This window comes from Chryseobacterium daecheongense, assembly GCF_003729955.1.
In the GTDB taxonomy this organism is placed as follows: domain Bacteria; phylum Bacteroidota; class Bacteroidia; order Flavobacteriales; family Weeksellaceae; genus Chryseobacterium; species Chryseobacterium daecheongense.
Genome location: NZ_RJTX01000001.1, coordinates 917,685 through 932,154 on the forward strand (window position 1 = coordinate 917,685; position 14,470 = coordinate 932,154).

The 14,470-nt window shown below is 38.0% G+C and carries 12 protein-coding genes; 6 read left to right on the forward strand and 6 right to left on the reverse strand.

Annotated features, from left to right (window positions below):
• Positions 1–3 precede the first annotated feature (3 nt).
• From EGI05_RS04295 to EGI05_RS04320, 6 genes are all read right to left on the reverse strand, one after another.
• Positions 4–1,989: a urocanate hydratase gene (locus tag EGI05_RS04295; RefSeq protein ID WP_123261818.1), complete on the reverse strand. Its 1,986-nt coding sequence runs from the start codon at positions 1,987–1,989 to the stop codon at positions 4–6.
• A gap of 126 nt (positions 1,990–2,115) precedes the next feature.
• Positions 2,116–2,550 (reverse strand): endonuclease domain-containing protein, encoded by a 435-nt coding sequence (locus EGI05_RS04300; RefSeq protein WP_123261819.1) that lies wholly within the window; start codon positions 2,548–2,550, stop codon positions 2,116–2,118.
• Positions 2,551–2,735: 185 nt separating this feature from the next.
• A complete protein-coding gene (locus EGI05_RS04305; protein WP_123261820.1) occupies positions 2,736–6,941 on the reverse strand; it encodes a T9SS type B sorting domain-containing protein in 4,206 nt (1,401 codons plus the stop codon).
• A gap of 207 nt (positions 6,942–7,148) precedes the next feature.
• A complete protein-coding gene (locus EGI05_RS04310) occupies positions 7,149–7,442 on the reverse strand; it encodes a hypothetical protein (RefSeq protein WP_123262570.1) in 294 nt (97 codons plus the stop codon).
• 107 nt (positions 7,443–7,549) lie between these two features.
• Positions 7,550–7,807: a prevent-host-death protein gene (locus EGI05_RS04315; RefSeq protein ID WP_123261821.1), complete on the reverse strand. Its 258-nt coding sequence runs from the start codon at positions 7,805–7,807 to the stop codon at positions 7,550–7,552.
• Between the two features lie 66 nt (positions 7,808–7,873).
• Positions 7,874–8,524 (reverse strand): protein-L-isoaspartate(D-aspartate) O-methyltransferase, encoded by a 651-nt coding sequence (locus EGI05_RS04320; protein ID WP_123261822.1) that lies wholly within the window; start codon positions 8,522–8,524, stop codon positions 7,874–7,876.
• Between the two features lie 135 nt (positions 8,525–8,659).
• Between EGI05_RS04320 and EGI05_RS04325 the strand changes: the two genes are divergently transcribed.
• The 6 genes from EGI05_RS04325 to EGI05_RS04350 all read left to right on the forward strand — a co-directional run bounded on the left by EGI05_RS04325 (position 8,660) and on the right by EGI05_RS04350 (position 14,425).
• Positions 8,660–9,628, forward strand: coding sequence for a Gfo/Idh/MocA family protein (locus EGI05_RS04325; RefSeq protein WP_123261823.1), 969 nt, complete (start codon positions 8,660–8,662; stop codon positions 9,626–9,628).
• Between the two features lie 351 nt (positions 9,629–9,979).
• Positions 9,980–11,710: a cellulase family glycosylhydrolase gene (locus EGI05_RS04330; protein ID WP_123261824.1), complete on the forward strand. Its 1,731-nt coding sequence runs from the start codon at positions 9,980–9,982 to the stop codon at positions 11,708–11,710.
• 63 nt (positions 11,711–11,773) lie between these two features.
• Complete coding sequence (bla-A, locus tag EGI05_RS04335; RefSeq protein WP_123261825.1) at positions 11,774–12,652, forward strand: CGA/CIA family class A beta-lactamase; 879 nt, start codon at positions 11,774–11,776, stop codon at positions 12,650–12,652.
• A gap of 42 nt (positions 12,653–12,694) precedes the next feature.
• On the forward strand, positions 12,695–13,111 hold the full coding sequence (locus tag EGI05_RS04340) for a hypothetical protein (RefSeq protein ID WP_123261826.1): 417 nt from the start codon (positions 12,695–12,697) through the stop codon (positions 13,109–13,111).
• 17 nt (positions 13,112–13,128) lie between these two features.
• Positions 13,129–14,019 (forward strand): 3-hydroxybutyryl-CoA dehydrogenase, encoded by an 891-nt coding sequence (locus EGI05_RS04345; RefSeq protein ID WP_185144962.1) that lies wholly within the window; start codon positions 13,129–13,131, stop codon positions 14,017–14,019.
• Between the two features lie 166 nt (positions 14,020–14,185).
• Entirely contained in the window at positions 14,186–14,425 is a 240-nt protein-coding gene (locus tag EGI05_RS04350) for a hypothetical protein (protein WP_007845674.1), read from the forward strand.
• Positions 14,426–14,470 lie beyond the last annotated feature (45 nt).

Sequence of the window (14,470 nt, forward strand, 5' to 3'; positions counted from 1 at the left end):
TAATTAAAATATATTCTCATCCACAAAATTCGGCAGTGTCACTTTCAGCTTCGGTTCCACTTCCATGGCTCTTTTAATGGCGAAAATAGCGCCTTCATTTCTTGCCCAGCTTCTTCTGGAGATTCCGTTGTTGACATCCCAGAAAAGCATAGATTTCAGTCTTCTGTCTGCATCATCACTTCCATCCAATAACATTCCAAAACCACCATTGATCACTTCTCCCCAACCAACTCCACCTCCATTATGGATGGAAACCCAGGTTGCCCCACGGAAGCTGTCACCAATCACATTATGGATCGCCATATCTGCTGTAAATCTGGAACCGTCATAAATATTGGAAGTTTCCCTGTACGGCGAATCCGTTCCCGAAACATCATGATGGTCTCTTCCTAATACTACAGGGCCGATGTCACCATTCTTGATGGCTTTGTTGAAAGCTTCTGCAATTTTCATTCTTCCTTCCGCATCTGCGTAAAGGATTCTCGCCTGGGAGCCTACGACCAATTTGTTTTCCTGCGCCCCTTTAATCCATTGGATATTATCTTTCATCTGCTGCTGGATCTCTTCAGGGGAATTCTGCTGAATTTCTTCTAAAACAGCACACGCAATATCATCCGTTTTCTGTAGATCTTCCGGTTTTCCGCTTGTACAAACCCAACGGAATGGCCCGAAACCATAATCAAAACACATAGGTCCCATAATATCCTGAACATAGCTTGGATATTTAAATTCTCTTCCTAATGTAGGATTTTCCGCCATTACATCTGCTCCGGCTCTGGAAGCTTCCAGTAAGAAAGCATTTCCGTAATCGAAGAAGTAGGTTCCTTTTTCCGTGTGTTTATTGATAGCTGCGGCATGTCTTCGTAAGCTTTCCTGAACTTTTTCCTTGAATAATTCCGGATCTTCTGCCATCATTTTATTAGACTCTTCAAAGCTTTGGCCTACAGGATAATATCCTCCTGCCCAAGGGTTATGAAGTGAAGTCTGGTCTGAACCAATATCAATTCTTAAATCCTCCTGATCAAATTTCTCCCAAACCTCAACTACATTTCCTAAATAAGCCAAAGAAACGGTTTCTTTATTTTCTTGAGCAGTTCTTACTCTTTCCACCAACTGATCAAGATCTTCATAAATTTCATTCACCCACTTCTGATCGTGACGGATTTTGGTGATCTTCGGATTCACTTCTGCACAAACCGTTACACAGCCTGCAATATTTCCTGCTTTCGGCTGAGCCCCACTCATTCCTCCTAGTCCGGAAGTCACAAAGAGACCGCCTTTCGGTTCTTTGTTGATTTTTCTGAAAGCATTCAAAGCAGTGATCGTAGTTCCATGAACAATTCCCTGTGGCCCGATATACATATAACTTCCTGCTGTCATTTGTCCGTACTGCGTTACCCCTAAAGCATTAAACTTTTCCCAATCATCCGGTTTTGAATAATTCGGGATCATCATTCCATTGGTTACCACCACTCTCGGAGCATCTTTATGAGACGGGAACAATCCCATCGGATGCCCGGAATACATTACTAAAGTCTGCTCATCCGTCATTTCAGACAAATACTTCATCGTCAGAAGGTATTGCGCCCAGTTGGAAAATACAGCCCCATTTCCTCCGTAAGTAATCAGCTCATGCGGATGCTGGGCCACTGCATAATCCAGGTTATTCTGGATCATCAGCATAATCGCTTTTGCCTGCTCAGATTTCCCCGGATAATCCGTGATAGGTCTTGCCTTCATTTCATAATCCGGACGGAAACGATACATATAGATTCTTCCGTAATCTTCCAATTCCTGCCTGAATTCAGGCAATAATTCCGCATGAAATTTCGGATCGAAGTAACGCAATGCATTCTTTAATGCCAGTTTTTTTTCTTCTTCTCCTAAAATCTCTTTACGCTTCGGGGCATGATTGATATTGGATTCATAAGGTTTGGGCTGTGGTAATTGATCGGGTATCCCTTGTTGTATCTGTTCCTGGAAAGTCATATTGTTATTCAAAGTTCAACGATTTTTATTCAAAAGTTTGAAGTTTTAAAGATATTCAAATTAGAAAATATAATGCAACTAAACGGTAAAAATTCCCCTCCTCCGGAGGGGTGGATTCAAAAATCACTAAATTTTTGAAGACGGGGTGGTTCCATACTTCCACACAATAAAATCTTCCAGCTCCTTCATCACTACAGAAAGATTATTTCTCACATCAAAATCAGTAATCCTGAAAATAACCAGTCCCAATGATTCCAAATAATTCTGCCGGATGTCGTCATATTCCTGTTTCATATCATGGCTTGGGCCGTCAATTTCAATAACAAGTCCCAACGTTTTCACATAAAAATCCACAATATAATTCCCAATGATTCTCTGCCTGTCGAAATCAATATCATGGAATGTTTTTGCTCGAACCTGTTTCCAGAATATAACTTCACTAAGGATTCCGGCTTTACGTTTATCTTTTAATAATATTTTTAAGTTCGGATTATATGGAAGATCTTTTACGAAGTTCTTGTGGATAGGAACTCCGTTGATTTGGGTTAGAATTTCTGTCATTTGTGTTTTCTTTTTTTACCACCCCGTCAAAATTTTCAATTTTGCCACCCCTCCTTTGGAGGGAAATGTTTTTCTTTCAAAACAGAATGGTCTTCCAAAAATAAAAAAACCTTACTGAAAGCTCAGTAAGGTCGGATGGATTGATTCTATGTTCTAAATTGAGAAAGTTATGGTTATATGATATATTAATTATTACTTTTTACGACAACCCAACCGTTGAACACTCTTCCATCCGGCAATGTGATCACGTACCAATAACTGGATGTAGGAACCGTTCTTCCTGCTATTGTTCCATCCCAAATAAATTGTGTATTGGAATCCTGTTCAAAAACTTTAAATCCGTAACGGTCATATATTTTTACATTGGATCTCTTACTTCCGAATACGTGAAGATCTTTCACAATCCAATGATCATTGATTCCGTCTCCGTTAGGGGTGATGGCATTTTTAATATCGAGGATAACGCCGTCCTGCTTAATGATACACTCCCCTTCCACGTATTTCACATAGAACGTGGTAACTCCTGTAGGTAAATTGTGGAAAACATTGCCGGATTGCCACGTTGTACCATTTATTGAATACAGGATAGGTTTTGTACCCGTTGCATGAACCGTAATACTGTTTCCATTAGCTTCCAGGCTTTGAATGACCGGAACGTCAAAATGTTTCACTTCAAAAGTATCGGTATAAGAACAGCCGTTATCTGCAGTTACAGTCAGACTATAAGTTCCCAGTACGGTAATATTGGAAATGCTATCTGTTGTAGAAATCACCTGCCCGGAAGGATCGCTCCAGACATAGCTTACGATATTGTAATTGGCAATTTGAGCAGTATAACTTAAAGAGCTGTCCGGACAGAAGAATTGGGTCGGAATATCAAAAATCGGAGTTGGCTTAAGAGACAAATGAATCTCCACCACTTCCGGACAATATCCCGGAACACTGACTTTTACGTAAATAATATTCGGTCCTGTATTCTGATTGAACTGATAGTTAGCCGGAGTACTAATGGCATTCGTATTCGCATTGAGATCAGCCAATGTAGGATAATAGGTGAATGTAACATTCGTTCCGGTATATATTTGTGACTGGAACTGTGTTAAATTCACGTTTTCTATTCCATCATTCCCTGTGTCACAGACGTTATTAAGCTGGAAAGGACCTCCGTTCTGAACCACCACTTTAGTTCCGATAACAAAGCTAATGCTTGCAATATCATCACATCCAGGCAAATTCTGTACTTTCACCCAAATTTGGGTTGGGAAAGGCTGTGCTGTGAAATTTTGCGGATTAGGAATCGGATTAGTTCCGTTTTGAGCATCTGTTTGTGTAAGATAAAAAGTAAATACATTATTCGGATTCGGAAGATCTACCATTTGATTGGTATAACTCATTAAGTTGACCTCATAAACTCCATCTAAATTATCATCACATATCGTAATACTTGAATTGATCGCTTTCGGAGGGAAATAGGTATTTAACTGAATGGAAGCTATGGAATAACATCCCGTAGTCTGAGACTGGAATCTCGCCCAAACTTCCACCATGGAAATGTTCGTTGTGACACTTGTCCCTATTTGAGTGGCCGGATTTCCGGCATTCGCTTCAGCAGCAGTATTATAATAAGATATCGTCATATCCGAAAGCGGCTGTGTATTCTGTGATGCAATGAATAACTGCGGAATGGCATCATTCAGCGGGAAGGTTTCACTCAGATTGAAATCCTCATCACATCTGTCTAACACTGCATTGTGCAGAACCACAGGAGGTAAAAAGCTTACGTTAAGATTTAATTGTGCAGCTGAAAAACATTCACTGCTATTAAATTTCACTTTAACATATACTGTAATATTTCCCGGCTGAATCGCAAACTGTCCCGGATTTGTAATTTCATTAGAGAAAGTTTGTGTGGCAGGATCATAAGAAGTGTAATACGTGAAAGTAACAGGACTTGATCCATTATAAATTTGTGCCTGAGCTTGAGTGAGGTCATACGTTTCCGTCCCGTCATTATTATTATCACAAATATTCAGCAAAGAAATATTGACAGGTGAATTTACTGCAGGAGTAGCGACCAGGCTTAAATTAAAAGGATATATTTCCACACAATTGTATGAGGTGATTTTTACAAACACCTGAAGACTTCCTGCAACTGTAACACTGGTAATGGGGTTGTTGCCGCTTTGCGCATCAGCCAGGGTGGCATAAAATAGTGTAGTTGCATTCTGTGTGCCTATTATTCCGGCTGAAAATTGAGCAAGAGAGACATTTTCTGTATTATTGTTATTAACATCACAAATCACAAAACTGGACTGAACAATAACCGGATGTACCAGATTCACGTTGATGGCTCTAACCGTGAAACACGTATCCGACTGTTCAAAACGGACATAATAAGTTTGTGTCACAAAATTTCCGTTATTGGTAATGGTTTGATTAGGACTGATCGGGTTATTCCCCAACATGGCACTGCTGAAATCAGCATAAAATTCTATAACAGGTACGGATGAAGGGGCAACCAGCATATTCGTTGATAATGTATTCAGGTTAATCGAAATATCGTCGGTTCCGTTAAAGCAGATATATTCATTCTTTTCGCTGACAATAATTTTAGTGAAAGTAACATTCATATTCACCTGTGCAACGGCAAAACATCCGTTTGGAATCTGCACTCTAATAAATACCGGATATTGCCCTTCCTTGATGGAAGTTAAAGGAATTCCGGTTCCGGCAAAAGCATCCGCATACGTTTCATAAGCCGTAAAAGTGGCTCCGGGTTGTGTAGAAACCAGTGGTCCTATATTCAGTGCAAAATCGAAAGCTTCATTATTATCCGCATTGATATCACACATTGTATAAGGGAACGTTATAGGTGAATTGATATTAACTCCCGGCTTGAACTGAAAATGTACAGGTCCTAATACATAAGTGCAGGAAGCATCCTGAACCCTTACCCAAATATTAGTATTGGTGGTAATATCTGCCGTTAAAACAGCATTCGTATTGTTCTGAGCTGCTGTCTGGCTAAGATGATAAGAAATTCCCGTAGTCCCAGGTGCAAAAAGTTCATTATTAAGCAAACTAAGATCATAAGCCGGCTCTACTCCATCATTATTAGTATCACAAAGCAGTATGGTATCTTTCAATAAATTTTTAGTCAGAAAATTAAGTGTTAAAACTGCCACTCTGAAACATGTGGGTACATTAGGATTCTGAATTCTGACATATAAAACGGTATTCGCACTTAAAGTATAGGACGTTGATATTGCATTTTGTCCATTCTGAGCATCTTGCAGAGAGGTATGAAAACTGAAAGTAAAATTAGCCGGGTTTTGCGAAGTCACATTCTGCTGCAAACTGTTAAGATTGATATTCAACGGGGCATTTCCACAAAAATCCTGCGTATGATTCTTTGCAGCAGGATAAGTTGCATCAAAGGTTAACGGAAAATCATCTGTTAAAATAAGCTGGCTGTTTCCACAAATATTAAAAGCAACATTCGCAGTATACACTTCGTTTTGTGTTGGGCAGATGGTCGTCTGAATTCCTGTACTTACCGTTTGTCCGGCCGAATTCGTCCAGGTCACTTCCGGCTGGATCACATTTCCCTGTGGATTAAATCTCCATCCTTCCTGCGCAGCCTGCCAAACGCCTGTATTCCTGGTGGCGGGAGAAACTCCGGCTGTTCCGTCATTATTAATAACACCAATCAAAGCATTTGCAAATTTCCGGGTAGGACATGGAAGTGGTTTTTTATCGATAAAAACTTCAATAACATTCGTTGTTTCGTGCAATACGATCTGAGAAGAAGAACGATCTGTACATCCCGTTATTCTTCCTTCGTAGAAATTGATCACAAACTTCCTGAAAGGGGCCGTTCCTATAACAGAATAATAAATCTCCGACTGATCTGCGGAAGAAAATACCATGTCATGATACGCACCGAAAATAGAGTTTTTAGGAAGACCCGTACTTGGATTGGGCCATTGAACATTCGGGTAATTGATATTCCCAAGTTGGCTGAGATCAAAAGTGACCATTCCGTTGGAACCTACCACAAGCGCTTCAAAGTACTGATTATAAAAACAAAACTTAAAGGGAAGATCCAGCTTCGTGGCAAACAGATCATCATAATTGGCATTCAGAGGTGTCCCTTGATTGAAAGGAATAACCGGATTATAGGCTTCCGGATTGACCTGGTAACCTGTTGTTGCATTCAATACGGGATATTCCACATGAAGCTGTATGCAGCCGTTCGCATCCAGGTCATTGGTACAGGTTACGTTAAAGCTCTCATTACCCACCGCATCTTTTACTTTAACGTTTGTAGGTGTCTGTGAAAAAGCAACACCCCATATAAACAAGAATAAAATTTGTAAAGATCTCTTCATACCAAAAAAATTAATCTGTTATATATCACAATAAAATTACAAATAAAAATCATAAATCATATCATTTAATTGTGAAATATACAATCATAAACATTTATTAATATATGATTGAGATCAATTTTCCACCTAAAACTATTTTATAAATTCTTGCAAAGGCTTATGAACATTCATAAATCCGAAATAAAAAACCTTACTGAATCAGTAAGGTTAATCAATTACATCTGTATTTTCTTCTTCATGATCATCGTCATTATCACTCAGACTCCAGTAATTATTTTCTTCATCCTCTGCTCCCAGCTCTTCCATTTCATCGTCATCTTCAATTCCCGGAATATCGAGGCCTTTATCTATTTTATCTTCATCCGAATCTTCATTCAGGATCGGATTTCCGTCACCATCCAACGGGATATGCTCTTCCTGGTTAAAAAGATCTTCTTCAGGGTCGTAATCCATCTGTTCTAACTTCCTGTTTTGCTCATTAATATTGTCTTCTGGTATCATACTATTATTTTTTAAGGTTACTTTATAAGAACAAAAATAATTCCAAATAAAAAGCCTCACTTTCATTAAAAAGTGAGGCTTCTTACTAACTTTAATATTAAAAACTACTACTCATCTTCATAGTCCTTAGTCTTTTCCCAGGCTTCGGAAGCCAACTCCTGGATTTCTTCCCAGACATCTTTAGCAGATTTTTTCGCCTGTGTCATAAATCCCTGTTTGGTTGCTTCCTGATTCTTACTCTTCATATCGTTAATGTAATCTTTCACCTGCTGAGAATAGCTCTCCACACTATATCCCGGATTATTGTGCAGATTTTTCTGAAGATTACTAAAATCGTGTGATGCTTTAAATCTGTTCGTATCCATAATAAAAGATTTAAGTGATTGGGAATGAATATACTTCAATTTTCATTCCGAAATGGAAACGCAGATCTACAGATTGGTATTATTCAGCATGGGAACGAATTTATAGGCGCCAAATTCTTCTTTTTCAAATTCTGTAGGAGAAATTTTTGTAAACCGATACAAAACCTGTTCATCTGTTGGTCCCAATGGAATCACCATTTTCCCTCCCACTTTCAGCTGCTTCAATAATTCCGTAGGCAAAACCGATGCCCCGCAAGTCACAATGATTTTATCAAATGGAGCAAAAGTAGGCAATCCGGCAAAACCATCCCCAAAACTCTGAAATTTTGGATAAAGGTGGAGTTCTCTGAATTTTTTCTTAGAAAAATCAAAAAGGTCTTTTTGTCTTTCGACAGTATACACCAATCCTTTCATGGCCAATAAAACAGCAGTCTGGTATCCGCAGCCCGTCCCGATCTCCAGGATCTTCTCTCCAGCTTTTACCTGTAAAAGCTCAGACTGTTCTGCTACTGTGGAAGGATGGGAGATCGTCTGATGTGCCAAAATAGGAAAAGCCCGGTCTTCATAGGCATAATCTTCAAAAATGCTTTCGATGAAAAGATGTCTTGGAACTTCATTCATGGCGGCAAGTACATGTTCATCAGAAATCCCGATTTTCTGTCGGAGATAATCCACTAATTTTTTTCTTTTCCCTTTATGTACAAACGAATCATGCATCATTGGATAGTAGTTATTAGGTAACAGGTGCTAGTTTGTACAAAAGTAACAAAACAATCTATAATGATCAACCTAAAACCTATCATCTGTTTCTGAATACCTAAAATTATTATCTTTACAAAAATTAAAAAAGCTATGTTGAAAGCAGGTTTGGTAGGAGCCGGACATCTGGGAAAAATACATTTAAGACTCTTAAGCCAGTCAGATCAATATGAACTGGTAGGTTTTCATGATAAAGATGTAGAAAATGGAAAAAAATTAGAAGCCGAATTCGGATACCCTTATTTTGAAAACTTTGATGATCTTTTGGATCAGATTGATATGTTGGATATTGTAACTCCAACTGTTTATCACTACGATTATGCCTTGAAAGCGATTGAAAAAGGCCTTCATTTTTTCATTGAAAAACCGGTTACGCAGACCCTTCAGCAAGCAGAAGAAATTCTTTACAAATGCAGGGAAAATAGTATTAAAGCACAGGTTGGACATGTTGAAAGATATAATCCGGCCTTCATTGCCACTAAAGAATACATCAATGACCCGATGTTTATTGAAATTCACAGACTGGCGGAATTCAATCCACGTGGAACAGATGTTTCTGTAGTGCTGGATTTAATGATCCACGATCTGGATATTTTATTGAGCATTGTGAAATCCAAAGTAAAAAACATTCATGCAAGCGGTGTTTGTGTGGTAAGCAAAACTCCGGATATTGCGAATGCCAGAATAGAATTTGAAAACGGATGCGTTGCGAATCTTACAACGTCCAGAATTTCAATGAAAGCTATGAGAAAAAGCCGTTTTTTCCAGAAAGACGCCTATATTTCAGTAGATTTCCTAGAAAAAAAGGCAGAAGTGATCCGTATGAAAGATGCTCCGGAGAATCCTACTCCATTTGATATGATTATTGAAAATGCAGATGGAGAAAAGAATCAGATCTTGTTTGAATATCCGAATATCCAAGCTAATAATGCCATTTTGGATGAGCTTAACTCTTTTGCAGAAGCCATTACCGAAAATAAAAATGTTGAGGTATCTCTGGAAGATGGTACTGAGGCCTTAAAAGTAGCTTTGGAAGTAATGAAACTGATCAGCAAAAATTAAAATTACAACCTTCCCTTTTTTTATTCACAATAAGTAGTATTACCATTCTGTCTTGTAGCCCTTCTAAGAAAAGCGGCTACGAGATAGTTTGTAACTTATTCTCATACTTTCGCCGGTTTCATCCTTACTAAAAATAGAGAAATTAAAGATTTAACAGTACAAAGCAGGTTTCGGAACAAAAAAAACAATATATTTGAAAAGCAATTCAATAAACAGTTGAAAGAATTTGTTTTACAAACCCGCTGGATTCCTGTCCAAATCAATGGCGTGAATGTAGATTCCCATGACGGAGTCACTATTCATTATGTTTAAAATTTAAATCCCCTAACTATTAATAATTAAAAAACTACTATGAAAAGAGCCATCCTATTATCCGCTTTATTATTGTCTCAATTTGGGACATCACAATTACTAACAACAAATGGTCAAAAAATTATTAATGATAAAGGTGAAAATATCCAGCTGAGAGGTCTTGGTCTCGGAGGTTGGATGTTGCAGGAAGGATATATGCTGAAAACAGCTGATTTTGCCGGTCCGCAATATAAAATCAAAGAGAAAATTGCCGAGCTGGTAGGTGAAGACGGAATGAATGATTTCTACAAAGCCTATCTTAAAAACGGCATTACGAAACAGGACATTGATTTTCTTGCGAAAGCGGGATTCAACTCAATCAGGCTTCCGATGCATTATAATCTTTACACACTGCCTATTGAGAAAGAACCTGTAAAAGGACAAAATACCTGGCTGGAAGAAGGATTTAAGATGACGGATGATCTATTGAAATGGTGTGCAGACAACAAAATCTATTTGATCCTGGATTTACACGCCGCTCCTGGCGGACAAGGAAATGATGTGAATATTTCCGACAATGATAAATCCAAGCCATCCCTTTGGGAAAGTGAAGAGAACCAGAAAAAGACGATTGCCCTTTGGAAAAAACTGGCTGAAAGATATAAGAATGAGCCATGGATCGGCGGTTATGATCTGATCAATGAGCCTAACATCAATTTTACCGGCAAAAATCCGAACGGAACGGATGAAATGTCCAATGCACCACTTTGGAAATTACAAAAAGAAATCACAGAGGCCATCCGACAGGTGGATAAAAAACACATCATTATTATTGAAGGAAACGGATGGGGAAATAATTACAACGGACTGATCCCTCTTTGGGACAACAATATGGTATTCAGCTTCCATAAATACTGGAACTATAATAATGATGAAACCCTGAAGTTTGCTTTAGAACTGAGAGAGAAGCACAATATTCCGATCTGGCTGGGAGAAACCGGGGAAAATTCCAATGTGTGGTTTACAGAATTGATCCGTCTGCTGGATAAACACAATATCGGGTATGCTTTCTGGCCTATGAAGAAGATTGATAATATCGCGGGAATTACCAATGTAAAAATCACTCCTGAGTATCAAAAACTATTAGATTACTGGAAAAACGGAGGGGAAAAACCTTCCAGGGATTTTGCCTACAAAGCATTGATGAAAATTGCCGATAATTACAAATTCAGTAATGTTGAGATCAAAAATGATGTGACTGATGCGATGTTCCGACAAACAAAGGAAGAATCAACCAAACCTTTTAAAAATCATCAGGCACCGGGAAGAATTTTTGCCTCGGAATATGATTTGGGAAGAATGGGGTCTGCTTATTCCGATAAAGACTACATGAATCTTTGGGTAAGTGATCCTGAAAAAAGGTCAGACTGGAATTCCGGTCAGCAGATGAGAAATGACGGCGTGGATATTTATTTATGTAATGACAAAATCACCAATCAATATTACATTGGGAAAACCGAAACCGGAGAATGGCTTCAATACACCATTACCGGTAAAACAGATAAGGATTATACTTTTAACATCAGATATTCGGGAAGTAAGGATTCAAAAATAAAAATTGAAGATGCTTCAGGAAAACAATTGGCAACGGCAACATTGGCTTCTACAGGCGGAAATGAAAACTGGAAAACCACTTCTGTAAAAGGAGTTCATCTTAAAAAAGGTGAAAACAAAATAAGGATCGTCTTTGAAAATGATGGAACCAATCTGAATTATTTTGAAGTACAATAAGAAATATCTTAAATTGCAAATCCCTTTTAGAATCTAAAAGGGATTTATTTTTAAATCAGTACTATGAAAAAAATAAGCTTACTTTTCCTGTTGATTTCCTCTTTTATATGGGCACAGAATTCAGTTCTGGAACAGAAAATCAATACAATTCTTAAAGATAAAAAGGCAACCGTAGGGATTTCAGTCCTTGGAATTGAAAATGGCTTCCAATATCAGAAAAACGGAGAGAAGAAGCTGCCTATGCAAAGTGTTTTTAAGTTTCATATTGCTTGTGCTGTTCTGGAACTTGTAGATAAAGGAAGACTTTCCCTGGATCAGAAAATATTGGTAAAAAAATCCGATCTTCTGGAAAACACCTGGTCACCTATGCGCGACAAATATCCAAACGGAGACGTAGAACTCACCCTTGGTGAAATCATAGATTACACTGTTGCTATGAGTGACAATAATGGCTGCGATATTCTCTTGCGTTTAATCGGAGGAACAAAAACGGTTCAAAAATTCATGGATTCAAAGAGAGTGACCGGCTTTCAGATCAAATTTAATGAAGAGGAAATGCACAAAGACTGGAATGCTCAGTATGAAAATTACAGTACCACCCATTCCATCGTACAGGTTTTAAAGAAATTCTATAACGGAAAACTGCTATCCAAAAAATCCACAGATTATCTGATGAACGTCATGCTTGGAACTAAGACCGGAACTAATAAAATGGTTGAGCAACTTCCGAAAGGCACTCCTGTCGCTCATAAAACAGGAGCATCGGGTAAAAATAAAGAGGGCTTAACAGGTGCAGAAAATGATATGGGAATCGTTACTTTACCGAACGGTAAACATTTTGCAATAGCTGTATTCGTAAGTAATTCCACAGAAACAGATGCAGTAAACTGTAAAATTGTTTCTGATGTGACCAAAGTGGTTTGGGATTATTTTAATAAGTAAATTTTAAAGCTTAATTTTAAGCGCTCTTAAAAAGCCATTGTCATGAAAAAAATTGTATTGACATTAAGTGTATTGTGTTTTTCTTTCTTTTACTCACAAAAGAATCAGAATTACCTGGAAGTAAGTTATGGAAGCATTTGCTGCGGTCCGCCTTCTGATGTTCCGGTAATGAACTATATTACCCAGTTCCAAAAGAAAAATAAGCTGAAAGCTTTTGAAATCTATGAACAATCGGGATTAGGCAGAGAAGGTGAATTCAGTTTTTATATCGGGATTGATAAACTATCCAAAACTCAGAAAAGTAATTTTATCAAAGGGTTGAAAGCCGTTGTAAAAGCACAAAACGATAAGAGGAATGAAAGCAGAGACGGAATTGTCTATTTCGAAGAATCGGCACCCGTTACTCAATCTGATCTGTCAAAAAAAACAAATATAACTCTCTATAAAAAAACAAAATAATTAAATACGTAAAAATGATCAAGAACATCGTAGTTATTGGAGCAGGAACCATGGGGAATGGTATTGCACACACTTTCGCACAAAGCGGTTTTAAAGTCAACCTGGTAGACGTATCTCAGGAAGCTTTAGACAGAGGCTTACAAACCATTACCACCAATCTTGACAGAATAATTGCAAAAGGTAACCTTACTGAAGAACAGAAAGCTGAAACGTTAGGAAACATCACTACTTTCACTCAATTGAAAGATGCGGCAGGTAATGCGGATCTTATTGTAGAAGCAGCTACGGAAAACCAGGATCTGAAACTGAAGATCTTCGGGCAGATGGATGAGTTTTCTCCGGAACACTGTATTCTGGCGACCAATACCTCTTCTATTTCCATCACTAAAATTGCTGCGGCAACGAAAAGAGCGGATAAAGTGATCGGCATGCATTTTATGAACCCGGTTCCCATCATGAAATTAGTAGAGATCATCAAAGGATATTCTACTTCAAAAGAAACTTTCGATGTGATCTATGAAATGAGTAAAACGCTAGGAAAAGTTCCTGTGGAAGTAAATGATTATCCGGGATTTGTGGCAAACAGAATCTTGATGCCGATGATCAACGAATCTATAGAAACGCTTTACAATGGAGTGGCAGGTGTTGAGGAAATCGATACGGTAATGAAATTAGGGATGGCCCATCCAATGGGACCTCTTCAATTGGCAGATTTCATCGGTCTTGATGTTTGTCTGGCTATTTTGAATGTGATGTATGATGGTTTCAAAAACCCTAAATATGCTCCCAATCCATTATTAGTAAATATGGTAATGGCCGGAAAACTGGGTGTGAAATCGGGAGAAGGATTCTATGATTATTCAGAAAGCAAAAAAGCGGAGAAAGTTTCCAAGATGTTTTTAAAATAAAGCGACAATAAAGCAAATCATAAAATAAATGATCATCATGAAAATGGTGGTCATTTTTACTATAAACAGCAGATAATATCCTTCATAAAATTTTACAAAAATTAGAACTGACAGGAGTAAATATCAATAATTTTATTATCTTTGAGAAAGTTAAAACATTAAAAAAATGAAATTACCAAAATTTTTATTAGCAGATAATTCGGAATTTCCAGAAGATTTATTCGTGGTTCATACAGAATACCCAAGATTTATCTTAAACGTTGAGGAAGAAGAAGTTGAGTGGCTAGATGATTTGGAAGGCGACGATGAAGAAACTATGGCAGATGAAGCTACTAAAGTGGTAGAGGCTGCTTTCAAATGGTGTGATGAAGAGTTGGCTAAGTACGACGAGGAAGAGGAAGAATAAGAAAATTATTATACCTATAAAAAAAGGAACTCCGCGGAGTTCCTT